Raw genomic sequence first — 24113 nt, 5'->3', positions numbered from 1 at the left:
CTTTCCTTTCTGGGTACTCTATCCATGGCCGACTCCGCCGAAATCGCCGCTTCCATCGAGATCGAAACCCTGCAGGGGCAGCGGATGACGGTTCCCGATGCCGTCCGGCAGGCGCTCGACTATTGCAACTCGGGCTGGCTCGACATCAGCGGCTTCATCTGCGAGCGCATTCTGGCCGCCGATCCCGGCAACGCCCACGCCCTGCTGATCCAGGGCATCTCGGCCTACAAGAACCGCGAGCCGGCGAGGGCCCTCCCGATCCTGGCGGAGGCGCTGCGCCGCGAACCGGGTTCGGCCGACATCCTGTATCATCTGGGGCAGGTGCTGCTGCTGTGCGGGCATCTCGACCGGGCGGGTCTGGCCTTCCAATGCGCCATCGAGGGACGCTCCGACTATGCCGAGGCGATGGCCGGGCTTGCCGAAGTGCGCCGGGCCAAGGGCGACACCGACGGCGCCTATGAGCTGCTGCGGCGCTCGGTCGCGCTGAAGGGCAATTATTCGCCCTCCTACATCGCCTATTCGCTGATGCGCTTCGACCGCTCGCTGCCGCCGGGGACCGAGGGCGGATGGAACCGGCGGCGGGAGGCGCTGCGCGACCGCCCCTGCCTGACCATGGCCTCGCTCGGCTCCTACGGCCGTTTCGCCCAGACGGTGAACGAGTATGTCGCCATGCGCCTCTATGCCGAGAAGTACGGGATGGAGTTCCTGACCCCCGACTGGGTCGGACACGCCTTCTTCTCCCTCGACGACCCGCGGCTGGACCCGTCGGTGTTGCCGCAGTTCCAGGGCTGGCTGCGGCAGCGCAAGGATTTCGCCCACGGATTCGACGGGGAGGTGGCAGATCCCTTCCGCGACCGCGACCTGTTCCTGGGCGGCTCGCCGGTCAACCCGATGCTGAAGGAACGGCAGGCGGATATCCTGTCCTGGCTGACCCCGCGCCCCTGCTGGAGCCGCTTCCTGGAGCCGCCGGTGGAGGCTCTGCGCCGCCGCGGCCGCACGCTGGTCGCCGTGCATATCCGACAGACCGACTGGTGGAACCAGGACTACACGCCGCTGTCGCTCTATCTGGACTGGCTCGACGGGCTGTGGCCGACGCTGGAGGACCCGGTGCTGTTCGTCGCCACCGACGAGCCGAGCGTGGTCCCCGCATTCGCCCGTTTCAATCCGACCACCCCGGCCGATTTCCCGGTCCGCTGGGAGGGGCTGGAGTATCTGCAGGATTTCCATGCGATGACGCGGGCCGACATCCTGGCGATCAGCACCGGCTCCTTCGCCGCCACCGCCGCCGCCCTGAACCCCTCCCCCCGCCTGCTGCTCCACCCTGCCGAGGGCAACCGCGGGCTGGTGCCGTTCCAGGCATGGCGCTAAGGGACGCGCGGCCGGACGACAGGCGCCTGCCTCAATCCGCCGTCGTTTCCGGCGGCTTGGCCGTCTCGTTCACCGGGCCGCGCGCCGGGTTGCGCATCGGGTTCCTGGGGTCGAACAGGCCCAGGCGCTGCAGGGTCTGGGCGAAGCCTTCGGTCAGCATGGTGATGCGGTCGCTGATCTCGGCGATCTCGCGGGCGGAGATGACCGGGGCGTCGGCCGAGATGCGGCCGTGGGCCCGGTAGTTCAGGCGGATGGCGACGTCGTCGGTCTCGCCCTGGATCCAGGAACCGTGCAGGATCTTGTTGCGCTCCCGCCCCAGCTCCAGCGCCTCGTCGCAGCGGGCGATCAGCGCCTTCGCCTCGTCGGGGGGAAGGCGCAGGCCGGCGATGGCCTTCAGGGCGTCGAAGCGGGCCTTGACCTGCATGTTGGAGGCGACGGGCAGGAATTCGGTGTGGTCGGTGCCGAGCAGCCGGGAGATGCACAGCGACACCATGTCCTCGAGCTGGGCCCAGGACACGGCGATCATGCCGATCGCGCAGTACATCTTCACGCTGAGGGGGCCCAGCCGGACCGTTCGCGTCGTCATTGGCCACCCTTGGCATCTCCGCCCCGGTCGCCGGGACACGGGACCGAAAATAAGCGTTCCGGCCGGTGGGGGAAAGCCGTCATTGCGCGGCTTGCAGTTGACAGGCCCCTGCGATCCATAGGATGCACTGCCCGCTGCACACGGGGCGCGCGCGCGCGTGCGCAGACCGTCCTCTCCCTCGTCCCGCCACCGCCGGCGCGCACCATCGGTCACGCAAAGGTATCCCGCCCATGGCCCCCGCCACCTCCACCCCCTTGCTGCACGGCTGCCTCACCGCCGCCATCGACGTCCTGCAACGCACCATGGAGAGCCTGGATCCGGCCCGGATGGAGGCCGCTGTCGCGGCGGTCACCGCGGCGCTCGGCGCCAACAAGGCGCTGCTGGTCTGCGGCAACGGCGGCTCGGCGTCCGATGCCCAGCACATCACCGGCGAACTGGTCGGCCGCTTCCTGAAGGAGCGGCGCGGGCTGAAGGCGATCTGCCTCAGCTCCAACCCGGCGGTGCTGACCGCCTGGAGCAACGACTATTCCTACGACACCGTCTTCTCGCGCCAGACCGAGGCCTATGGCGAGCCGGGCGGCGTCATCCTCGGCATCTCCACCAGCGGCAACTCGCGCAACGTGATCGCCGCCTTCGAGGTGGCGAAGAGCCTGGGCATGACCACCATCGCCATGACCGGCGAGGGCGGCGGCAAGATGGCGGCCCTGAGCGACATCCTGCTCGACGTGCCGTCGCGCTCCACCCCGCTGATCCAGCAGGTCCACATCTGCCTCTACCATTACCTGTGCGAACAGGTCGAAGCCCGGCTGGCCTGACAGCGCCCATGGCACCGCTCACCCAGGATGACCGCAAGGACCAGGACGCGCTGAAACGCCGGGCGCTGGACGCTCTCGGCGCAGGGCGGCTGCAGGAGGCCGAGTCCCTCTATCGCGAGCTGCTGGCCCAGGACGGCATGGCCGCCGACCTGTGGAACAACCTGGGCGTCGTCCTGGCCGAGCGGAAGCGCCCGGCCGAGGCGGCGGCGGCGCTGCGCAACGCCCTGATCCTGCGGCCGGACTATGACAAGCCCTGGGTCGGGCTGGGCAGCGATGCCTTCGGCGACCGGCTGGAGGAGGCGGTGCGATGCTGGACCCGGGCCATCCAGCTGGAGCCGCGGCAGGGATCCGGGTTGTGGTTCAACCTGGGCGTGGTCCGGCAGATGCGCGGCGAGGCGGCCGAGGCCGCCGCCCTGTTCGACCGGGCCGAGTCCCTGACCCCCGACGACCCGCGCATCGCCAGCCAGCGGCTGCTGTGCCTCAACTATCTCGACCTGCCGGGTGAGCGCCTGCTGGCCGAGCACCGTCGCTTCGACCAGCGGTTCGGCGACAAGGCCGACGGGAGCCGCCCGCCCGCCGTCCCGCACGCCAACCGGCCCGATCCGGAGAAGCGGCTGCGCATCGGCTATCTGTCGGTCGAGTTCCGCGAGCATCTGGGCGCCTATTTCCTGACGCCCCTGTTCGAGGCCGCCGACCGCGGCCGGTTCGAGATCGTCTGCTATTCGATCCTGCCGGAAGTCCACGCCGACGCCTACACCGCCCGCTTCAAGGCACAGGCCGACGGCTGGCGCACCATTGGCCATCTGGACGACGAGGCGTTGGCGGCGCAGATCCGCGCCGACGGCATCGACATCCTGGTCGACCTCGCCGGCCATTCCGGGCTGAACCGGCTTCCGATGCTGGCGCGGCGCCCCGCGCCGGTGCAGGTGACCTGGCTCGGCTACCCCAACGGCACCGGCATGGAGGCGGTCGGCTACCGGATCGTCGATCCGGTCAGCGATCCGATCGGCCCGACCGACCTCCATGCGGTGGAAGCCCTGGTCCGGCTGCCCGCTCCCTTCCTGTGCTTCCGCCCGCCGGCCTCCGCCCCGCCGGTGGTGCCGCTGCCGGCGGGCGCCACCGGGGCCGTGACCTTCGGATCCTTCAACAAGCTGTCGAAGATCACCGACGGCACCGTCGCCCTGTGGGCCGAGGTGCTGCGCCGCGTGCCGGACGCCCGCCTTCTGCTGAAGGACCGGCCGCTGTCCGATCCCGGCACCGCGGACATGACCCGGTCGCGCTTCGCCGCCGCCGGCGTCGATCCGGCCCGGCTCGACCTCGTCGGTTTCATCAAGGATGCCGCCGGGCACCTCGCCGCCTACAACCGCATCGACATCGCGCTGGACCCGCATCCCTACAATGGCACCATCACCACCTGCGACACGCTGTGGATGGGGGCGCCGCTGGTGACGCTGGCGGGCAGCCGCCACGCCGCCCGCGTCGGCGCCAGCCTGATGACCGCCGTCGGCCTGCCCGAGCTGGTCGCCGCCACTCCCGACCGCTATGCCGCCATCGCCGCCGATCTGGCCGGCGACCTGACCCGGCTGATGCGCCTGCGCATGGGCCTGCGCGAGCGGGTGCGGAGATCGGCGCTGTGCGACGAGACGCGCTTCATGCGCAATCTGGAGACCGCCTACCGGCTGATGTGGCGGCGCTGGTGCGACGATGCCGCAACCGGGCGGTCGGCTTGACAAGCCTGCCCCGCGGCTTCTACCGATAGCTCCCTCTTCCAATCCACCACACCGGACCGCCGCGATGAGCGAAGCGCCGCCCTCCACCCCCGCCCCCGACACCGCTTCCGCGGTGCACAGCGGGTCGGCCGACCGCTTCGGCTACGAATGGGGCCGCTATGCCGAGCTGAAAGGCATCTACGAGGAGCAGTTCCGCCGCTGGACGCCCTTCATGGCGCCGGAGGATTGGCGCGGCCTGACCTTCGTCGACGTCGGCTGCGGCATGGGGCGCAACAGCCACTGGCCGATGAGCTACGGTGCGGCCGGCGGGCTGGCGATCGACATCGACGAGCGCAGCCTGGCATCCGCCCGCACCACGCTGGCGCCGCATCCGGCCATGGAGGTGCGCCGCCAGAGCGCCTATGAGCTGGACGAGGTGGAGCGCTTCGACCTCGCCTTCTCCATCGGCGTCATCCATCATCTCGCATATCCGGAAACGGCGCTCGCCAACATGGTCCGCGCGGTGAAGCCCGGCGGACGGGTGATGATCTGGGTCTATGGCCGCGAGAACAACGGCTGGATCGTCCGCTTCGCCGACCCGCTTCGCAAGGCGCTGTTCAGCCGCCTGCCGATCGGTCTGGTCCATGCGCTGTCGCTGCCCCCGACCGCGCTCCTGTGGCTGGCCTTGCGGCTGGGGTTGGACCGGCTGGAATATTTCCGCCTGATCCGCCGCTTCGACTTCGCGCATCTGCGCTCCATCGTCTTCGACCAGATGCTGCCGAAGATCGCCAACTACTGGCGCCGCGACGAGGTGGAGGCGCTGATGACGGGCGCCGGGCTGGAGGACGTGCGGCTCGCCTGGGTCAACGAGATTTCCNCGGTCATCATCAATGACCGCTGGTATAAGACGGCGGGAGGGCGGCGGGAGAAGGAAGGCGGCAGCCCTTTATTGCCGCCATCCGGCCTCTTGGGGTAATGAAGCCGCGGGTCCAGCGGTCGGGACCGAAGCGTTGGGGGTTGTCATTTCCGAATTCTCACCGGCCTTCATCGAGGCCTTCAACGGCGGCGCCGTCCTGTTCCAGGCCGGCCGCTTCGGCGAGGCGGCCGAAACCTTCCGCCGGCTGGCCGGCGAGCATCCCGGTGTCGCCGCCCTGCACGGCAACCTCGGCCTGTCGCTGCGGGCCGCCGGGCGGCCGGAGGAGGCGCTGGAGCCGCTGCGTCAGGCGCTGCGCCTGCGCCCGGCCTATCCGGACGCGCTGAACGCGTTGGGCGGCATCCTGCTCGACCAGCGCAACCTCGACCATGCGCTGATCGCCTTCCAGGCGCTGGTGAAGCTGAAGCACGATTATCCGGGCGCGCTGCTGACGCTCGGCAACCTGTTCATGTTCACCGGCGACGGGGAAAGGGCGCGCGCCGCCTACCGGCTGGCGATCCTGGCCGAACCCGACATCGGCACCAACTACAACAATCTGGGCGCCGTCAGCCTCAGTCTCGGACATCCGCATGAGGCGGCGCGGCAGTACCGCCGCGCTCTCGCCATCGAGGTCGGCAAGCCGGAATACCGCAAGAATCTCGGCACCTGCCTGCTGATGGCCGGCGACTACCCCAACGGCACCGTCGCCTATGAGGGCCGGCTGGAGCAGCCGGTCTGGCGCAAGCGCAACATGCCGGGCGTGCTGTGGCAGGGCCAGCCTCTGGAAGGCCGGACGCTGCTGGTGCATTTCGAGCAGGGGCTGGGCGATTCCTTCCAGTACATCCGCTATGCCGGCGTGCTGAAGCGGATGGGCGCGCGGGTGCTCTACGAATGCCAGCCGGCGCTGAAGCGCGTGCTGTCCACCGCCCCCGACCTGGACGGGCTGTTCGCCTTCGGCGAGCCGCTGCCGGCCTACGACTACCACGTCTCGCTGATGAGCCTGATGCACCGGCTGGGCACCACGCCGGACACCGTTCCCGGCGGCGTGCCCTATCTGCGTGCCGAACCGGAGCTGGCGGCGCGCTGGGCCGAGCGGCTGGACCGGCTGGAGGATGGCCGGCGTCCGGGCTTGCGCGTCGGCATCAACTGGCACGGCAACGAGACCGGCAAGTCAATTCCGCTGGAATGCTTCGAGGCGATGGGCCGGCTGCCCGGCGTCCGGCTCTACAGCCTGCAGAAGGTGTCGGGCCTCGACCATCTGGAGCGGCTGCGCGACCGGGTCCGGGTGACGGAGCTGGGGTCGGATTTCGACGCCGGGCCGGATGCCTTCCTCGACACCGCCGCGGTGATGGCCAACCTGGATCTGGTCATCACCTGCGACACCTCGGTCTGCCATCTCGCCGGCGCCATGGGGCGGCCGACCTGGGTGGTGCTGAAATGGTTCGCGGACTGGCGCTGGATGCGCGACCGGCTCGACAGCCCCTGGTATCCGACCATGCGCCTGTTCCGTCAGGCGACGTCCAACGATTGGGCCGAGGTGATGGCCAGGGTGACGGCCGATGTGGCGGCGGAAGCCGCCGCACGGGCCGCCTCCCCGGCCGGCTGGGAGATGCCGCGATGACGCTGAACGAGGCGGTGCGGCTGGCGCTGGGGCATTTCCACGCCGGCCGGATGGCGGAGGCCGAAGGGCTGTGCCGGGCCATCCTGCAGGCCGCGCCCGGAACGGGCGAGGTCGCCCAGCTTCTGGGCGTGACGGTGATGATGCAGGGCCGCCCGCAGGAGGCCGAGGCGATCCTGCGCCAGTCGATCGCCATGCGGCCGGAACTGCCCGACAGCCATGGCAATCTCGGCACGGTGCTGCAGTCGCTGGGCCGCATGGCCGAGGCGTTGGCGGCGCACGACCGATGCGTCCAGCTGTCGCCCTCCGTCCCCGAGGCTTACGTCAACCGCGGCTCCGCCCGCCTGACCCTGGGCGACCGCAACGGGGCGGCGACCGACTTCGCCCGCGCGCTGCGGCTGCGGCCCGTCGATGCGCTCGCCGCGGCCAATCTCGGCGTCGCCCTGCGCGAGGCCCATCGCGTGGCCGAGGCGGAGCGCGCGCTGCGCCGGGCGCTGACCGTCGATCCCGGCCATGCCGAGGCGATGCTGGGCCATGCCCACAGCTTGCGCGAGCTGGGCCGGCTGGCCGAGGCGAAGACCGCCTACACCCGCGCGGTGGCGCTGTCCCCGGCCAAGACCGAGGCGCTGTGCTACCACCTCTACCTGATGCAGACGCTGTGCGACTGGGACGATTACGACCGGCTCTGCGCACGGGTGACGGACATCATCGACCGGGACGGCGGCGTCGTCATCCCGCTGGCCACCCTGTCGATCGACACCACCCCCGCCCAGCAGGACCGCTCCGCCCGCCTGTTCTTCGACCGGCTGATCAAGCGCGCGTCACCGCCGCAACTGCAGGCACGGCCCCCGTCCCCCGGCGGGCGGCTGCGCATCGCCTATGTCTCGGCCGACTTCCACGAACACGCCACCGCCTTCCTGGCGGCCGAGCTGTTCGAGCTGCACGACCGCGACCGCTTCGAGGTGCTGGCCTATTCCTACGGCCCCGACGACGGCAGCGCCATGCGCCAGCGGCTGGTGAAGGCCTTCGACCGCTTCCGCGACATCCGCAGCGTTCCGCTCGACGCCGTCGCCCGCTGCATGGCCGACGACGGCGTCGACATCATGATCGACCTGAAGGGCTACACGAAGCAGACCCGGCTCGACCTGCTGTCGCGCCGGCTGGCGCCGGTCGAGGTCAGTTACCTGGGCTATCCCGGCACAATCGGCTGCCCGCACATGGACTATGTGATCGGCGACCGCTTCGTCACCCCGCCGGAGCACCAGCCCTTCTATGCCGAGCGGCTGGCGATCCTGCCCGACGCCTACCAGATCAACGACCGCCGCCGTCCGCTGCCGGAACAGGTGCCGTCGCGGGCCGAGTGCGGGCTGCCGGAGGACGGCGTCGTCTTCGCCGCCTTCAACACCGCCTACAAGATCAGCCCGTCCATGTTCGCGCTGTGGATGCGCATCCTGAAGCGCGTGCCGGGGGCGGTGCTGTGGCTGTTCGAGGCCAACCCGCTGGCCGCCGGCAACCTGAAGGCCCAGGCGCAGGCCCAGGGCGTCGACCCGGCGCGGCTGGTCTTCGCCCCGCCCCGTCCGCTTGCCGACCACATCGCCCGCTACCGCGTCGCCGATCTGGCGCTCGACACCCTGCCCTACACCGGCCACACCACCACCAGCGACGCGCTGTGGGCGGGATGCCCGGTGGTGACCTGCCTGGGCGGGACCTTCGCGTCGCGGGTGGCGGCCAGCCTGCTGAGCGCGGCCGGGCTGCCCGACACCATCACCCGCTCGCTGGCCGAGTACGAGGATCTGGCGGTGGCGCTCGCCGGCGACCCCGCGCGCCGGGCCGGCTTCCGCAAGCGGCTGGAGGATGGCAGGATGACCGCGCCGCTGTTCGACAGCCACCGCTTCACCCGCAACCTGGAGCGCGCCTATCAGGTCATGTGGTCGCTGCACAGCACCGGCCGCCCGCCGCAGGGCTTCATGCTGCCGGCGGGCTGAAGGAGGCGCGCGGCGCTCAGCGTTCCCCCGCTTCCAGAATGCCGCGCACGCGCTCCAGCAGGTTGCCGCCGGTGAAGAGATGGCCCGGGATGCCGGCGGCCCGCGCCGCCGCCATGTCGCTGTCGCGGTCGCCGATGACGAAGCTGCCGGCGCTGTCCACCGGCCAATGGGCCATCAGGTCGCGCAGCATCCCCGCTTCCGGCTTGCGCCAGTCCGAGACGCGGCGGTAGCGCTCCACCACCCCCTCCGGATGGTAGGGGCAATAGCGGACGTCGTCGAGATGGGCGCCGTTGCGGCGCAACTCCTCCCGCATCCAGCCATGCAGGAGGTTGACCGCCGCCTCCTCGTAATAGCCGTGGGCGACGCCCGCCTGGTTGGTGATGAGGAAGACGTAATAGCCGCGGTCGTTCAGCAGCTTGATCGCCTCGACCGCCCCCTCGACCCAGTCGAAATGGTCCCGGCGGTGGACATAGCCGTGGTCGAGGTTCACCACCCCGTCGCGGTCGAGGAAGGCGGCGGGCCGGCGCTGCCACGCGCCCAGCAGCTCGTCGGCGCGGGCGAGATCCTCGGGGATTCCGATGTCGATGAAGGCGCCGCCGTAGCAGCGCCCCTCCAATTCCCCCCGTTCCGCCAGGCTTGGCAGCACGTCGCGCTCCAGCGAGCAGGGACCGGCCGGAATGCGGTCGAGGATGCGGCGGTCCATCCAATAGATGCCGCCGTTGATGAGCCCCGCCCCGGCATGCTCCGGCCGCTCGGCAAAGGCGCGGATGCGCTCCCCCTCCAGCCGCACGGTTCCGTAGCGCGCCGCGTCCTCCACCCGGCGCAGGGCCACCCGCGCCAGCATGCCGTCATCGAGCGGGGCCGTCAGATCGAGATAATTGACGTCGAAGAAGGAATCGCCGTTCAGCAGCAGGAAGCGCTCGTCCAGCGCGTCGGCCGCCTGGACCAGGGCGCCGCCGGTGCCGGCCGGGCTGCCCTCGATCAGGCAGGACAGGGCGATGCCGAATCGGCTGGAGAGTCCATCGGCCGTGGCCGCCTCCGCGCAATAGTCGCGCAGCACCTCGCCGCGATAGCCGCCCAGCAGCAGCACCCGCTCGAACCCGAATCGGGCGAGGTTGCCGATCAGATGGTCTAGGAAGGGCTTGCCCGCCACCTCCAGCAGCGGCTTCGGCGTGAGGCGCGTGCGCTCCCCCAGCCGGGTGCCGAGACCGCCGACCAGGATGACGCATTGGCGGGGGAGCTGGGCCGGTGAGGGCGCCGGAAGCGGCTCGGGCACGGGCATGGTCATGGGAACGATCACGGAAAGCAGGGGCGGGACGCGCTCTCCGGCGGAAGATGCGCAAGGTCTGGAAAAGGACCTAGCATGGCCCCTCCCACCCGTCCAACCCTTCGATATCGTCACCGCGAACAGGGCGGAAACAGCGGCCTTGCCGCATCATCCTCCCCTTTGAGACCACGATGTTTCAGTTTTCACACGCATGAATGGAGACATACGGCAAAACTGATCCTTGCGCCGCCCGGTTGCTCCGGACTACCTATGCCGCGGTTCGCCCCCTGGCGCCTCCCGCCCCCGCGGGACCGCCCGCTTCGAAACCGCCCGCCTTCACGCGCTGCCGCTGGCGGCGCCCGTCCCGCCTGTTGGTAGAGGTCACCGCATGTCCCAGCCCCTGAACATTCTCGTCACCGGCGGTGCCGGCTATCTCGGATCGATCATGGTGCCGGCCCTGCTCGACGCCGGCCATTCGGTCACGGTACTCGACAACTTTCTGTTCCGTCAGGCTTCGCTGAACCATGTCTGCGCCAACCCGAAGTTCGACCTGGTGCGCGGCGACGCCCGCGACGAGGCGATCCTCCGGACCCTGACGAAGAACGCCGACCTCGTCATCCCGCTGGCGGCGCTGGTCGGCGCCCCCATGTGCGATGCCGACAAGATCGGGGCCGAGACCATCAACCGGGATGCGGTCGTCACCCTGACCAGGATCCTGTCCAAGGACCAGCGCATCGTCATGCCGGTGACCAACTCCGGCTACGGCATCGGCGAGCAGGGGAAATTCTGCACCGAGGACAGCCCCCTCAACCCGATCTCGCTCTACGGCCGCACCAAGGTCGATGCCGAGAAGGCGGTGCTGGATCGCGGCAACTCCATCAGCTTCCGCCTGGCCACCGTGTTCGGCATGGCGCCCCGCATGCGCGTCGACCTGCTGGTGAACGACTTCGTCTATCGCGCCGTCAACGACCGGGCCGTGGTGCTGTTCGAGCCGCATTTCAAGCGCAACTACATCCATGTGCGCGACGTCACCCGCGCCTTCCTGCACGGACTGGCGAACTTCGACGAGATGCAGGGGCGCCCGTACAATGTGGGGCTGTCAGACGCCAACCTGTCGAAATGGGAACTGTGCGAGCGGATCCAGAAGCATCTGCCCAAGTTCGTCTTCCTGGAGGCGCCGATCGGCGAAGATCCGGACAAGCGCGACTACATCGTTTCCAACGAACGGATCGAGGCGACCGGGTTCAAGCCGGCCTTCTCGCTGGACGATGGCATCCGCGAACTGATCAAGGGCTATCGGATGGTCCGGAACGCCGTCTACGGCAACGTCCTGTAAGCGGACTCCGCGCCGTCGGAAGCAATCCCGGGGGCGCTTCCGGGGGACATCATTGAACGGAGGGGCGCTGTGCCCGGGCGACGCGGCGTCCCTCCTCGGTGACCAGGACGAAGACCTCCTCGGCGCAATAGGACAGCCTGACCCAATTGCGTTCCTGCAAAAGCTTCGCGCCGCTTTCCCCAACCTGATCGATGGTCGCCTCGCCATTCTTTTCGAACACCAGAATGCGCAGGATTTCAAGCGGCGAACGCCCCATCGACATATGGTCCACAGGCGACGGGACGGAACGAGGATCAGCACATCTCTGATTGAAGTTCATACCCCAAATCCTCCCGGACATTTTTGTCTAATCACTTACATATTGTGTCATGAGCCTATTTTTTACAGTCCGGGTTGGCACTAATACATTTGCCGTACATCCTACCCCGGAGGCAAAGCGGCTCCGGTTTCAGGGTTAGGCCTTTCGCTGAACCGCCTTTCCGTCAGCGGTTGGGAATTGCACAAGCGATAAGCCCGACATTGATAAGAACACAGAAAAAGCATATAGTCCGAAGATGGCATCGACCTGATTTAGAAAAAATAATGATTAAGGCAACATTTTCCGGCTTTCTTGAGTTCGTAACGACGGAAAAGATTTATGGTTGGCTCTATAATCAGAGCGAACCATCGGCATTGAATTTTGTCGATGTTTACATCGATGGACAGCTTATCGGCGTCCATCCGTGCAACAGCTATCACGAAGCATTGTCCCATCTACCGGGCCGCAACGGCCATGTGCTGTTCAGCCTGCCGACACCGGAGGCGGTCCTGTCGGAACGGGGGGCGGTGGTGGATGTCCGCATCCACGGCACCGGCACGTCCCTGTCCGGCTCGCCGATCCGGACGAATTGGCGCCGCGCCGTCATAGACACGGCCCTGTCGGCGGTGTCCGGACCCAAGGCGCGGCTCTGCCGCACCGCGATCGTCGAAACGCTGAACGGAACAAGGCGGCTGGCCGGGATGCCGGTTCCGGCCGCTGCGTTGCGGCCATCGCCCTGGCTGCATGGGGGCCGCAGCGATGTACCGGAATATTTCGCCCACCAGCTCCACCGGCTGAACGCCGCAAGCTCCTTCCACCTGGACGACGACGACGATCTCGCCGCCTTCCTTGCCGCGTACGGCGAGAGGTTCGGTATCGGCAGCCAGGCCCTGGTGCCGGTCGGGACGGAGCAGGCCCGCCGGCTGGCCGAAGGCTATCCGACTGCGGATGGCCTGTTCGCATCCCGCCTGTTCCGCGCCTATGCGGCGGCCCGGCAGGACGCGGAGGCGGAGGATGGAGAGGGAAAGGGCTGGGCGGCCCGGCCGGCGGCCTGGAGGATCTATGATTTCGCGCAATGGGCGCTCGGGGAGGTCCGGCTGCCGGCGTCCGTTCTGGCGCCGGAGCAGGTCGCCCTGCTGAACGCTCCCGGCCCGGCCGCCGCCACCGCCCTGCCTCTGACCAACTTCTATACGGAAGCCTATCGCCGGGACGAAGCCCTGGCGGCCGGTTGTTCGCTCTCCAATCCGCAGGATCTGTTCGTCATCCTGCTGGCGGTGACGCTGTGGCTGATCCGCTGGAACCAGGACGAGATCTTCGTAACGGAGGATGTGCGGCAACTGCTGCGCAGCCCGGTGGAGCATGACGGCCAACGTCTGGAAGGGCTCGGCTACTTCTGCCAGCGGCTGGGGATCCCGGACGGCGGCGCGATCACCCTCGACTCGCTGAAGGCGCTCCAGGCCGCCCGCCCGCCCGCCAGCCAGCCGATCCCGGCCGCCGACCGTCCGGCGGGCGTCAACATCTTCGGCTACCTGAACGGACTGACCGCCATCGGGCAGAACGCCTGGATCAGCCGTGCCGCCATCGCCGCCGCCGGCTACGAGGTGCGGATGCCGGCGCTCGCCCGCTCCTCCCTTTCCGATGCCCGGCAGCGGGACAGCCGTCCGCCCCTGCCGATCAACCTGATCCATTTCGGCCTGATCGGCGCGCCGACCGACATGCTCAACCACGGCTTCGACCGGTTCGACGGCGCCTACAACATCGGCCTCCTGGTCTGGGAAACCAGCGCCCTGCCTCCCTCCGCCCGGCTGACGCTCGATCTGCTCGACGAGATCTGGACACCCTCCTCCTATTGCGCTGCCGTGTTCCGGCAGCATTTCGCCGGACCGGTGGAGGTGGTTCCCCATGCGGTGGATGCGGCATTCGTCCCGTCGGGCATTCCGCGGCCCGGCCCGCCCGGCTCAGACGCCCCCTTCCGCTTCTATTTCTGTTTCGACGAGATGAGCTGGTGCACGCGCAAGAATCCGGCCGGTGTCGTCGACGCGTTCCTGCGCGCCTTTCCCGCCGGGGACGAACCGGTCGAACTGGTGGTCAAGCTCCGCCATTCCGGCGGCAGCGGGGTCGCGACCTCCCATGCCATCCCGTCGGCAAGCCATCGTCGCGAGATCGGCCGCTTCCGCCGGCTGGCGGCGCAGGATGCGCGCATCCGCCTGCTCGGCGGCGACTACCACACGGCCGACATGGCGGCGCTGATGCAGGGCTGCGACTGCTATGTCTCCCTGCATCGGGCCGAAGGCTTCGGCTACACCATGGCGGAGGCCATGATGTGCGGCAAGCCGGTGATCGCCTCGCGCTATTCGGGGAACCTCGACTATATGGACGAGGGCTGCGCCTTCCTGGTCAGCGGAACCGAGCGCTACATGGCCAATGACGAATATATCGACGTTCCGCCCGGCTCCCGCTGGTTCGAGCCGGACCTGGACGATGCCGCCGCCGCAATGTGCCGGGTCTTCCGGGACGGCAAGGAACGGACAAGGCGTGCCGCCGCCGCCGCGGGGCGCGCAGGACGCGACCTGTCGCCGGAGGCGGTCAGCCGCCTTTACGGCGAGCGGGTCAGGGTGGCGTTGCAGCGGCTTTCCAGCCGTTGAACCGACCCCGGATCGGGCCCGCCAGGTTCGTCAAGCCGCCCCCCCCCCGCGCGCCCTTTCCCCTCAGGCGGCGCCTCCTCAGGCGGGCTCCATGACCGGCAGCAGGTCGGTGAGGATCCGCAGGCCGCCGACGGCGACGCCACAGCGGCGTGAGCGGTCTTCGCCATGCAGGGCGGTGGCAGGGACGGTGATGGTCAGATCGGCCGATCCGAACCGCAGCGCCCGGCCGATGGGTTGCGCCTTGCCCTGGGCGTCGAAGGCATAGACCAACTCGCGCCCCGCCTTCTGATCCGCCCGATGAGGGAGTGCCGCCGCCGGACGCAGGGCATAGCCGTCGAGCTGCACTTCCGGCACGACCTCGCTGCCCACCGCGCTGTCCGTCACGGCGAGCACCATGCGCATCCGGGGATCGGTGAAGATCGGCAGACGCAGCCAGGAGCTTCGTTCCGGGCCGGTCCAGCGCCAGCTGCCGCGGCCGCGCTCCCGCTCCGGCCCATGCCAGTTCTCGCCGATGACGGCCGCCGCCCCCTCCTGCCCGGCCGCCAGAGAAATCTCCGTCACCAGCGCGATGCCGGTGACGACGAGGGTGCCATGAAAGGCCAGAGACAGGCTGGTGAGCCGGGCGCCGGGAAGGTTCGTCTCGACCGGCAGCGCCACCTGGATGGTGCCGGCCGTCTCGTCGATCCGGATGCAGGAGTCGGGAAGCTCCCGCCCGTCGACCCGGACGGACAGGATGCCCGCTACCGGACGGGGCAGGCGCGGCGTGGACAGACAGGTGACGACGATGCCGTGCGGAACCGTGCGCCATAGCCGCTGCCCGACCGTGAGGACCGTGCGGTCATAGAAGGCGTAATGGCGACGGCCGAGATCGTCGTGGACGATGTTCAGGGGAGGACCGGACAGTGCCGTCATCTCGCCGAGGGGGCGGCCGATGTCGATCAGGTCGGTGAAGAGCGTGGCCAGCGGGGCGCCGCTCCCGGCGAAGCGGCGCAAGGCCGGAATCCGGTCCGCGTCCTTCAGGGATGCCAGCAGGGTCCGGGCCCGCGACGGCCAGCCGCGCCCATAGGCGGCATCCAGGGCGCCGAACTGGTCGTAATCGAGCGGACGGTCCCCGGCCCAGTCGGACAGCAGGCGGCCGAGCGCCTGGATTCCCGGCCCCCATTCGACCGGAACGTCAGGCAGGCGGGCCGGCTGCCTTGGCGGCGGGACGGCCGGATCGCGCCCGAGCAGCCGTCCGACGATCGCCGACAGACGCTCGTCATAGCGGGTCAGGCTGTTGTCGCGCTCATAGATGTGGCGCCACAGGTCGCGGCAGCGCCGGCGCCGCTCGGGGCTTTCCAGCAGGGCCAGGATCGCCGACGCGAAATCCAGGGGGGTGTCGCAGACGAAATCGGCATCCATCCCATCCTGCAGGGCACCGCGCAGGGCGAAGGAGGTGGAGACGATCGGCTTTCCGGCGGCCACCGCCTCGATCATCTTGATGGCACCGCCGGCACCCTCGTGGATCGGCAGGATGACCAGCTTCGCCGCGGCGTAGAGCGGCGCCACGTCGTCGAGCATCCCGGTGAAGACGATGTTGGGATGATCCGGCCATCTGCGCGCCCAGGCGATGCTGCCGGCCACGAACAGCGTGACCCCGGCCCGGGCCAGATGGGGGGCGTAGACCGTCTCCAGGAACCAGATCAGTCCGCGGCAATTCGGCTCGTGCCCCGAGCTGACGAACAGAAGATCGATGCCCCGCAGGGATTTGGCCTTGTCCAGTACGGTCTTCGCCGCGGCATCGGCCGCCGCGTCCGCAGAGGAGGCGTCCGCAGAGGGGGCGGTGGCGGCCCTCTCCCGCTCCGGCGATGGGGTGACGATCCCGCAGGAGGCGACAAGGGCGCCCAGGTCGGGAGCGTCCAGAAGCCGTTCATACCCGGCGCTGTCGGTGAACAGGGGCATCGGGAGATGCGAGATGCGATCCCCCAGATCCTCCCTCAGACGGATCACCTCCAGTTCGCTGAGGCTGACCACATGGCCGCAGCGCCTGAGCATCGCCTTTTCCAGGTCGAATTCCCGCGGATCGAAGGCGCGGTTGCCGTAGAGCGCCTTCTGGAAGGACTGGATGTCGTGCATCTCGCACAGGAGCGGGACGCCGTCCCATCCCAGCGCCTCGACCACCGGCAGGAAACGGACATAGTTCAGGACGACCAGATCGAAGCGGATCTCGCGGGCGGTCTTCAGCAGATCCGGGGGGAAGGACAGGCCCTGCGCGAACAGCAGGTCGCGTTCCAGCGAATAGTGGCCGGTCGCGGCCATCCGGTCGAGCCGGCCGGCGGTGCGGGCATCGAGATTGGCCGGGAGATGGAACAGGCAGAAGATCTCCGACACCGGCAGGTCGGACAGGCATTCCTCCAGCGCGGCGCGCCATCGCGCCATCGCCTCGGTGCCCTCGAAGGTCCGGGTCGAGACGAACACCCCGGTGATGCGGTAGCCGGAGCGGGCGAGATGGTCGATCTGGTTCACGGCGACCCGGCTGGCGCCGTTGCGCAGCAGCATGGCGTCGCCGTCCATCACCAGGGCCACGCGCAAGGCGGGCTTGGCCGCGGGTGCCGGGGCCGGCCGGGCGGGGATGGTCGCCAGCAGGGCGCGGACATAGCCGCCCGGGTCGGTGCGCTCACGCCAGTGGGTGCGAAGCCGCCGGGCCGCCGCCGCGTAGTCCGGATGGCGGTCGATCATTCCCTGCACGGCATCGAACAGCCCGTCGGGATGGCGGTAGAGGGCGGCGTGATCCGTCGAAACCTGGCCGGCCATCCAGGAACTCTGCGGCACGATCACCGGTTTGCCGGCGACCAGCGCCTCGACCAGAATCCCCGAACTGCGCTCGGCATAGCTGTCAGGATCGTAGGGGATCAGGATGGCGTCGCAGCTCTGCAGCCGGCGGTAATAGTCGGCGGTGGCCAGCGGGGCGGTGGTCAGTTCCACCTGCGGGGCGGAGAATTGCAGAAGCTGGTTTCGGGCCTGCAGCATGCCGGGCTCGCCGCCCGGCACGTTGAAATGCGACTGGACGAGGAAGCGGACCCGGCCGGAGCGGATGGCGGTCCGCCAGAGCCGGAACAGCAGCGGCGGCAGCAGATGATAGCCCTTTTCCAGCCGGGCATCGCCGAAATAGCCGATGGTCAGCGCTGCAGCCTCCCTCTCCCGCGCCGCCGGCTCCCCGTCCAGCAGGTCGGTGCGGAACGGGATCGGCATCACCGTGACGTCATGGCAGAACAGGCCGGTGAAGGAACGCGCGAGCGGTTCGGTGTCGGTGAGAAAGCCGAGCTTGTGGCAGAGGCGCGGATCGTCCCGCAGCCTGGCGAACGCATCCACCAGCGAGGAGCGCCACGGTTCGAACAGCCAGGACAGGGGGAAGCGGAAGAGAAGCCGGATATGCGGCAGCCTGTCGACATCCTCCGCCGGAAGGCCGAGCAGCCAGTGCAGGATGCTGTCCGCCTCCTCCCATCCCAGGGTGTGCAGCAGGAGGATGTCTCCGGCGTCGGCCTCGCACTGCTCCAGCAGCGTGCGCAGCTCGTCCGCGATGCCGGTGACCGGGGCCCCTTGCCGGTGGGCCTGGGCAGCCTCCCCCCAGCTCATGGCGAACCAGGGCAGCACCTCCAGCCGGCCGGTGTCGCCACCGAACAGGGTCGGGTCGACGGACCGGTTGGCGGCGATCAGGACGGAAAGGCCGAGCCCCTGCGCCGCCCGCGCGATCGACGTGCCGTACTCGTAATAGTGGCCGCCGACACGGGCGAGGGACTGGTCGCAGAGAATGAGACGTTTCATGAAGCGGCAACCAAGGGGAGAAGCGGTCAGGAATAGAGAAGGATCGCTCCCTGGGTGTCCAGCCCGATGTCGATGATCTTGGCGGGAGAGACGGCCTCTGCGACCTGTGCCCGCCGGTCGGGCGGCACCACCATCAGCAGAAAGCCGCCGCCGCCGGCGCCGCAGAGCTTGCCGCCGAGCGCGCCGTTCGCCATGGCGCGGTCATACAGTTCGTCGATGTGGGGAAGGGTGATCTTGCTCGACAGCGAGCGTTTGATCCGCCAGCCCTCGTCCATCATCCGGCCGAATTCGGCGACCATGGCGTGGGGATCCTCCATCTCCATGACGGCGACGGACTGGTCGACGAGGTCGAGCAGCGCATCCATCTGCCGATCCACCTTGCCGGCCCGGGTGTTGCCGATCTGCTCGTCGAGCGTCGCCGAGGCATGGCGGGTGACGCCCGAATAGATCAGCATCAGGGAATCGACGAAATGCTGCTGTACCGCGCCGGTCATCGACACCGGGGTGATGCGGATGTTCTTGCGGTCGAAGTCGAAACGGTTGATCCCGCCGAAGGCGGCGTGGAGCTGGTCCTGAACGCCGACGCGCTCGTTCAGCAGGTCGCGCTCCACGAAGATGGCCCGCTTTGCCAGTTCCATCTTGGTAACCCGCTCGCTGCGCAGCCGGGCCAGCAGGTTGAGCAGGGCCACCGTGAAGGCGGAGGAGCTTCCGAGCCCGGTGCTGGCCGGGATGTCCGACATGATGTTGATGTCGAGCGGCTCGTCGATCCGGTAATGGCGCAGGCACTCGCGCACCACATTGTGCTCGATCTCCGACGGATCGGAGACCTTCTCCAGGCGCGAATAGCTGACGCGGTACCGGTAGCTCTGGATCTCGGTCAGGCGCAGGGCGCTGATGTAGAGATACTTGTCGATCGCCATGCCGACCACCGCGCCCCGCTGCCCCTCCCGGCGGAAATGCTCCGGATAATCGGTTCCGCCGCCGAAGAAGCTGATCCGGAACGGGGTCCGCGACATGATCATCATGACTGCACTACCTCAGGGTGGAAAGCGACGGATGCGCCCGATCGGGCGGGGCTTGCGCTGCGGGTGTTCATCGCCGGCCGGCCGGCCGGCGGCGGAAAGAAGCGGCTCCGGAGGATCGGTGCCCTTCGCAGGAAAGGCAGCCGGGTTCGGCAGAGGGCAGACAGAAGGACAATAATCTTTGGAGACAACAACGTTGTGTTTCCTCCACACCGGATGGCCTTGGGGAATTACCCCGCAATCGCCCTTCAACCTGCCAAAACTTACCCCCTTCCGCATACCCATCTTTTTGGGTCCGAGGAAAGAAGGTCTCCGCCCATCCCGGCGAATCCCAAATGTAATCCTCTCATTTTGGATGTATAGATTTAAGGGGGCGTCATCTCAAGACGTTTCCTTGGTTCGGCAATGCCCTTGATGCCATGGACAATCTTTGAATGCTGCGCCATCCAACAAAGATGTGTCCTGCAGAAGATGGCCGGAGGCCTGTTCCCCGCCGCAGGGCGCGGAACAGGCCAGTGCGACAAGACGACGCGCAGAGTTCCGGCAGGGACCGGCAGACGGGGGGCCCGGAAATCAGGACGCGGCTTTTCGCCGGACCACTTGACAAGGAGACTATTTTCCTAGAATGATGCGCCGACCAACACCCGCAAAAGGCCCGTGCCCGGCATCCTCCGGACACGGGCCTTTTGTTTGGCAGACGGAGTCCCGCCTATGACGCCCTTCATCACCCTGGAAGATGCCATGGGACGCACAACCGACGCGCTGAGCACGCCGGATTGCTGCCTGGTCGTGATGCTGTCCGCCGGCATGCCCAAGCAGGTGGCCGTGCCGCAAGGCGCGACCGTGATGCTCGCATCCTGCACCGGCCCTTTCTGGGTCCGGTACGGCGGTCCCGCCACCCTGCCGTCCACCGATATCCTGGACGGAACGGCGCCGGAACTGAATCCCGCCGCCCGCAGCGTCGCCGGCCTGTCAAGCCTGGGGCTGGTCGCCCCGGCCGACTGCGTCCTGAATCTCAGCTTCTACCGGTAGGCCGCCCATGCCCAGCGCTTATCACACGCCGGTCCAGACCACGCTCGTCGCACCGCAGGTCCAGGGCGCGCTGACGATTTCGCCGGGAACCGCCGGCACCCCGGCCGTCGCATTCGCCGGCGATGCCGACAGCGGCCTCTTCCATCCGGCGCCCGACAGCGTCGGCATCGCCACCGGCGGGGCCGAGCGGATACGGGTCACCCCCGTCGGCCAGCTCGTCCTGCAGCACACGGCCAGCCTGCCAAACGCCTGGGGAGCCCATTGCGGGCTGCAGGCCAACAATTCCGAGGGTGCCGCCGTCTCCCGCTGGGAAGACAATCCATATGGTTCCAACATCTATTTCCAGAAATCCCGCGGCGCGCCGGGAGACCTGCAGGCGGTCAGGGCGGGCGACGGCCTGGCCAACATCGTCGTGGCCGGGGCCAACGGCACCGCCTTCCGGGAGTCCTTTTCGCTGCGCGTCACCGCCGCCGGCAATCCGGGTACCGTCTCCGTGCCGGGAAACGTCGCGCTCTGCCTGGCGGAAACCGGTACGATCCCCGCCTTCGCACGCCTGCAGATCCACAATGACGGCATCAGCCGCTTCGGCCTCGCAGCCTCGGGCGCCGAGATGCTTCGGCTGACGCCGGCTCCGGATCAGGTCAACCGGCTCGGCATGGCCGGGGCGGGAACGGGCGGCATGCCGGTCGTCGCCGCGGAAGGCGCCGATGCGACCATCCATCTCGGTCTCCGCCCGAAAGGGGGCGGCAGCATCGTGATCCAGAGCCTGCCGACCAGCCCGGACGGTCTGCCGCCCGGCGCCCTCTGGAACAGTTCCGGCACCGTCCGGATCGTCTAACGCCCGCGGGCGTCCCCCCTGTTCTGCTCGAAAAAGCCCCTGCTCAAGAACCGAGGAAACCCGATCATGGCCCTCATCAAATCCGTCCCCACCTCCTTCGGGGTCGACGCGGCCTACTGGAACATCCTGTCGATCGAGAACAACCGCCCGCAACGGTCGGCCCAGGTGCTGCTGGCCGGCTATCTCGACGACGGCGCCCGCCGGGCTGACCGTCGGCCGCTGGCCGTGCTGGCGGTGACGCTTGCCGGCCCCGACTATCCCGGAACCGCCGGCGGCATCGCCTATGCCGACGTCTATGAGCGCATCAAGCAGCAGGCCGGCAGCGGCGGCGAACCGGCCGTGACGCTTGCCGGGGCCGTGGACGGCTGAGGGCCCGGATGCGGGCGGCACCATAAGGTGAACGGGAGCGACGCAAGGCCGGATCAGCTTTGCGGTTGACCGCGGGTCGCCGGATGGCCGTCTAATACCGGCGGCTGTCGATGGCAACTGCCGGTATCCGCGCCGACGGGTGCGGCGGCAGGGAAGCCGTCTTCGCACGGCCGCAGGCAGGTCGGCGGCCGGAATATCCACCAGGGAGCAGCGCATATGCATTTGAAAGACACCGTGTCCGGACGGTTGTTGCCGGTCTTCGCCGGCCCGGACGGGCAGATTCTCTTCAAGCAGGAGAGCATCGCGGGCCTGCGGCCATCCGTCGTCGTGTCGATCCCGAAATCGGGAACATACCAGATCGCTGCCCTTCTCCGGCTTGGCGGCCTCATTGACTGCGAAGTCCATCTCGGGGATGGGGGATTCAGCGATTACCGCGACGGCTCGCTCGACCAGAAGCGACGCGAATATCTCCAGTTCGGCTTCGCCATGCCGCTGTCCGTTTCCTGCGGCATGGTCGGTCCGGGCCAGTTCGCCGTAGGACACCTGCCGTGCAGCGGCGCGTTCATACCGCCGATCGAGGGCTTCAACCGCCTCTTCGCGCTTCGTGACCTTCGCGATGCCCTGGTTTCCCTGATGCGCTTCATAGCGGCATACGACCGCGGGGGGCCCACCACGCGGGAGTGGCAAGGCCTTCCCGATGGTCCGGAGAAGATGCTCAGCTTCCTGTCCTACCAGGGCGAATGGATGATGAATGCCGCCCGCGCCATGAGACCGTGGCTCGACGATCCGGCCGTCCTGCCCGTAAGGTTCGAAGTGCTGAACGGCGATCACGGCACGCAGGCGCAGACCGCTCTCGCGACGGCGATCCTGGAGCGAACCGGAGCACCGCTGCGGGACGATCCGTCGGAATTGCTGCAGCGGGTGATGCAGACGGAGACCCTCACCCGATCCGGCAAGCGTTCCGAACGCAGCGCATTCTGGGACCAGCGGGTCGAGGATTGGTTCGCCGCCCAGGATGGTCCGGGCCTGAACGCAGCCCTTGGCTATGGAGAGCCGTGAGCCGGCTCAGGACATGAATGTTGTGCTCCAAGATATTATCCTGGATCGCATTTCATGGAGTTTCCGCACCGGCCCGGCACAATGCTTCGAGAAAAATCCCGCCCGCCGCGTCTCACGGAAGCCGCTTGCACCAAAGCCGCCCATTATGCTTATGTCGGCGCGACTTAAGGGATATCCAGGATGTCTTGCAGCATCCTGACTGCTGGGAGGCGGATGCGGTGAACTGCCGGTGTTGCGGAAGCGATCGTCTTGAACTGGTCCTCGACCTCCACCGGCAGCCTTGGGGAAACGACTTCGTTCCCCAGAGCGAGGAGGGCCGCTCGGCCCTCTATCCTCTGGAGCTGTTCTTCTGCCATGACTGCACGATGGTTCAGATCGGCTATACGGTTCCGAAGGAGACGATGTTCGTCGACCATCGTTACGTCTCCGGCACCACCAAGTCGCTGACCCGCCATTTCGAGGAGGTGCGCGACCGCATCCTCGACCGCGTGGCATTCCGTGCGGGCGACTATGTGCTGGACGTCGGCGGCAACGACGGCACCTTCCTGTCCACCTTCCTGCCGAAAAACGTGCCGGTCCTGAACGTCGATTCGGGGCGGCTGCAGGCCCAGCTTTCGGAGAAGGCGGGCGTTCCCTGCCTGAACGACTTCTTCAACGAGACCACCGCCCTGCGGGTGCGGGAGGAGCGCGGCCCGGCCCGGGTGATCCACGGCTCCGGCGTCTTCTTCCATCTGGAGGAACTGCATTCCGCCTTCGCCGGCATCAAGAAACTGCTGGCCGACGACGGCATGGTGGTGGCCGAGTTCATCTATCTGCCGGGCATGGTGCGGTCCTGCGCCTTCGACCAGATCTATCACGAACATCTGGTCTACTACACGGTCCAGTCCTTCGACGCCCTGCTGCGCCGCCATGGGCTGGAGATCACCGATGCGGAACTGGTGCCGATCCATGGCGGCAGCTGCATCGCCTACATCAGCCATGCCGGCTCCCGGCCGAAGACCGAGGCCCTGCAACGCATCGTCGCCGACGAGGTGGAGGGCGGCTTCGACACGGTCGAGGTCTACCGCGATTTCGCCCGCCGCACCGAGGCGCTGCGCGACACCGTGCGCCGTCTGATCGGCGAGGCGCATGCCCAGGGGCAGCGCATCCAGGCGCTGGGCGCCCCGGTCAAGGGCTCCACCATCATGAACTACTGCGGCTTCGACGAGACGCAGTTCGAATGCGCGGTGGAGATCAACGAGCTGAAATGCGGCACCTGGTTTCCCGGCACCCGCATTCCGGTGCGGCACCAGAACGCCGTCGAACCGCCGGACCTCTATTTCATGCTGTCCTGGAACTTCAAGGACGAGATCCTGGCCAAGCTGACGGATTTCCGCGCCAAGGGCGGCAAGGTGCTGATCCCGGTCCCCGAACCGCACATCGTCTGACCTCACTGGGGCTGACCTCACT

Annotated in this window: 17 protein-coding genes and 1 pseudogene; 13 read left to right on the top strand and 5 right to left on the bottom strand. The window is 68.2% G+C overall.

Going from position 1 to position 24113, the window contains the following annotated elements:
• Nucleotides 1–24: 24 nt before the first annotated feature.
• Nucleotides 25–1368, top strand: a complete 1344-nt coding sequence (locus A6A40_RS23630; protein ID WP_108548334.1) for a tetratricopeptide repeat protein — start codon at nt 25–27, stop codon at nt 1366–1368.
• A gap of 31 nt (nt 1369–1399) precedes the next feature.
• On the opposite strand, the gene A6A40_RS23625 is transcribed toward A6A40_RS23630, so the two are convergent.
• Complete coding sequence (locus tag A6A40_RS23625) at nt 1400–1954, bottom strand: hypothetical protein (protein ID WP_236783995.1); 555 nt, start codon at nt 1952–1954, stop codon at nt 1400–1402.
• A gap of 302 nt (nt 1955–2256) precedes the next feature.
• On the opposite strand from A6A40_RS23625, the gene A6A40_RS23620 reads away from it, so the two are divergent.
• The 5 genes and pseudogenes from A6A40_RS23620 (at nt 2257) to A6A40_RS23600 (ending at nt 8994) form a co-directional block, all read left to right on the top strand.
• The gene (locus A6A40_RS23620) at nt 2257–2769 is read left to right on the top strand and encodes an SIS domain-containing protein (protein ID WP_236784008.1); all 513 of its coding nucleotides are present in this window, start codon (nt 2257–2259) and stop codon (nt 2767–2769) included.
• Nucleotides 2770–2777: 8 nt separating this feature from the next.
• Nucleotides 2778–4499 (top strand): O-linked N-acetylglucosamine transferase, SPINDLY family protein, encoded by a 1722-nt coding sequence (locus A6A40_RS23615; RefSeq protein ID WP_108548332.1) that lies wholly within the window; start codon nt 2778–2780, stop codon nt 4497–4499.
• Nucleotides 4474–5355: pseudogene (locus A6A40_RS23610) on the top strand (class I SAM-dependent methyltransferase); the annotation flags it as partial. The gene A6A40_RS23615 and the pseudogene A6A40_RS23610, both read left to right, overlap by 26 nt.
• A gap of 133 nt (nt 5356–5488) precedes the next feature.
• Nucleotides 5489–7012: a tetratricopeptide repeat protein gene (locus A6A40_RS23605; RefSeq protein WP_108548331.1), complete on the top strand. Its 1524-nt coding sequence runs from the start codon at nt 5489–5491 to the stop codon at nt 7010–7012.
• Nucleotides 7009–8994: an O-linked N-acetylglucosamine transferase, SPINDLY family protein gene (locus A6A40_RS23600; RefSeq protein WP_108548330.1), complete on the top strand. Its 1986-nt coding sequence runs from the start codon at nt 7009–7011 to the stop codon at nt 8992–8994. The genes A6A40_RS23605 and A6A40_RS23600 overlap by 4 nt, the downstream gene beginning before the upstream one ends.
• Nucleotides 8995–9010: 16 nt before the next feature.
• Here the strand turns inward: A6A40_RS23600 and A6A40_RS23595 are convergent, their stop codons facing one another.
• A complete protein-coding gene (locus tag A6A40_RS23595) occupies nt 9011–10282 on the bottom strand; it encodes an HAD-IIIA family hydrolase (protein WP_108548329.1) in 1272 nt (423 codons plus the stop codon).
• A gap of 367 nt (nt 10283–10649) precedes the next feature.
• On the opposite strand from A6A40_RS23595, the gene A6A40_RS23590 reads away from it, so the two are divergent.
• On the top strand, nt 10650–11597 hold the full coding sequence (locus A6A40_RS23590; RefSeq protein WP_236783994.1) for an NAD-dependent epimerase/dehydratase family protein: 948 nt from the start codon (nt 10650–10652) through the stop codon (nt 11595–11597).
• Between the two features lie 49 nt (nt 11598–11646).
• Here A6A40_RS23590 and A6A40_RS23585 read toward each other — a convergent pair whose 3' ends face one another.
• On the bottom strand, nt 11647–11916 hold the full coding sequence (locus A6A40_RS23585) for a hypothetical protein (RefSeq protein ID WP_146191627.1): 270 nt from the start codon (nt 11914–11916) through the stop codon (nt 11647–11649).
• 425 nt (nt 11917–12341) lie between these two features.
• On the opposite strand from A6A40_RS23585, the gene A6A40_RS23580 reads away from it, so the two are divergent.
• Entirely contained in the window at nt 12342–14540 is a 2199-nt protein-coding gene (locus A6A40_RS23580; RefSeq protein ID WP_146191626.1) for a glycosyltransferase family 4 protein, read from the top strand.
• Between the two features lie 78 nt (nt 14541–14618).
• Here the strand turns inward: A6A40_RS23580 and A6A40_RS23575 are convergent, their stop codons facing one another.
• Together A6A40_RS23575 and A6A40_RS23570 are read right to left on the bottom strand one after the other, a co-directional pair.
• Nucleotides 14619–18344, bottom strand: a complete 3726-nt coding sequence (locus A6A40_RS23575; protein WP_108548326.1) for a glycosyltransferase — start codon at nt 18342–18344, stop codon at nt 14619–14621.
• 26 nt (nt 18345–18370) lie between these two features.
• Nucleotides 18371–19369, bottom strand: a complete 999-nt coding sequence (locus A6A40_RS23570) for a GHMP family kinase ATP-binding protein (RefSeq protein WP_108548325.1) — start codon at nt 19367–19369, stop codon at nt 18371–18373.
• A 708-nt stretch (nt 19370–20077) separates the two neighbouring features.
• Between A6A40_RS23570 and A6A40_RS23565 the strand changes: the two genes are divergently transcribed.
• The 5 genes from A6A40_RS23565 (at nt 20078) to A6A40_RS23545 (ending at nt 24091) form a co-directional block, all read left to right on the top strand.
• Complete coding sequence (locus tag A6A40_RS23565) at nt 20078–20398, top strand: NAD/NADP transhydrogenase alpha subunit-like protein (RefSeq protein ID WP_236783993.1); 321 nt, start codon at nt 20078–20080, stop codon at nt 20396–20398.
• Between the two features lie 7 nt (nt 20399–20405).
• Complete coding sequence (locus A6A40_RS23560; protein ID WP_108548324.1) at nt 20406–21236, top strand: hypothetical protein; 831 nt, start codon at nt 20406–20408, stop codon at nt 21234–21236.
• A 66-nt stretch (nt 21237–21302) separates the two neighbouring features.
• Entirely contained in the window at nt 21303–21605 is a 303-nt protein-coding gene (locus A6A40_RS23555; RefSeq protein WP_108548323.1) for a hypothetical protein, read from the top strand.
• A 216-nt stretch (nt 21606–21821) separates the two neighbouring features.
• On the top strand, nt 21822–22664 hold the full coding sequence (locus A6A40_RS23550) for a hypothetical protein (RefSeq protein WP_108548322.1): 843 nt from the start codon (nt 21822–21824) through the stop codon (nt 22662–22664).
• A gap of 185 nt (nt 22665–22849) precedes the next feature.
• Entirely contained in the window at nt 22850–24091 is a 1242-nt protein-coding gene (locus A6A40_RS23545) for a class I SAM-dependent methyltransferase (protein ID WP_158279359.1), read from the top strand.
• The last annotated feature ends 22 nt before the right edge of the window (nt 24092–24113 follow it).

The organism is Azospirillum humicireducens, assembly GCF_001639105.2.
Lineage (GTDB): Bacteria > Pseudomonadota > Alphaproteobacteria > Azospirillales > Azospirillaceae > Azospirillum > Azospirillum humicireducens.
Note: the sequence above shows the minus strand (reverse complement) of the source record. Positions and strands in the feature narration are given on the sequence as shown.

What these genes read in the sequence shown, in the direction of transcription:
- A6A40_RS23600 (WP_108548330.1), top strand. Translation starts at nt 7,009, where the DNA reads ATGACGCTGAACGAGGCGGTGCGGCTGGCGCTGGGGCATTTCCACGCC.
- A6A40_RS23555 (WP_108548323.1), top strand. Translation starts at nt 21,303, where the DNA reads ATGGCCCTCATCAAATCCGTCCCCACCTCCTTCGGGGTCGACGCGGCC.
- A6A40_RS23620 (WP_236784008.1), top strand. Translation starts at nt 2,257, where the DNA reads ATGGAGAGCCTGGATCCGGCCCGGATGGAGGCCGCTGTCGCGGCGGTC.
- A6A40_RS23560 (WP_108548324.1), top strand. Translation starts at nt 20,406, where the DNA reads ATGCCCAGCGCTTATCACACGCCGGTCCAGACCACGCTCGTCGCACCG.
- A6A40_RS23625 (WP_236783995.1), bottom strand. Translation starts at nt 1,954, where the DNA reads ATGACGACGCGAACGGTCCGGCTGGGCCCCCTCAGCGTGAAGATGTAC.
- A6A40_RS23570 (WP_108548325.1), bottom strand. Translation starts at nt 19,369, where the DNA reads ATGATGATCATGTCGCGGACCCCGTTCCGGATCAGCTTCTTCGGCGGC.
- A6A40_RS23565 (WP_236783993.1), top strand. Translation starts at nt 20,078, where the DNA reads ATGACGCCCTTCATCACCCTGGAAGATGCCATGGGACGCACAACCGAC.
- A6A40_RS23615 (WP_108548332.1), top strand. Translation starts at nt 2,778, where the DNA reads ATGGCACCGCTCACCCAGGATGACCGCAAGGACCAGGACGCGCTGAAA.
- A6A40_RS23595 (WP_108548329.1), bottom strand. Translation starts at nt 10,282, where the DNA reads ATGACCATGCCCGTGCCCGAGCCGCTTCCGGCGCCCTCACCGGCCCAG.
- A6A40_RS23575 (WP_108548326.1), bottom strand. Translation starts at nt 18,344, where the DNA reads ATGAAACGTCTCATTCTCTGCGACCAGTCCCTCGCCCGTGTCGGCGGC.
- A6A40_RS23590 (WP_236783994.1), top strand. Translation starts at nt 10,650, where the DNA reads ATGTCCCAGCCCCTGAACATTCTCGTCACCGGCGGTGCCGGCTATCTC.
- A6A40_RS23630 (WP_108548334.1), top strand. Translation starts at nt 25, where the DNA reads ATGGCCGACTCCGCCGAAATCGCCGCTTCCATCGAGATCGAAACCCTG.
- A6A40_RS23585 (WP_146191627.1), bottom strand. Translation starts at nt 11,916, where the DNA reads ATGAACTTCAATCAGAGATGTGCTGATCCTCGTTCCGTCCCGTCGCCT.
- A6A40_RS23550 (WP_108548322.1), top strand. Translation starts at nt 21,822, where the DNA reads ATGCATTTGAAAGACACCGTGTCCGGACGGTTGTTGCCGGTCTTCGCC.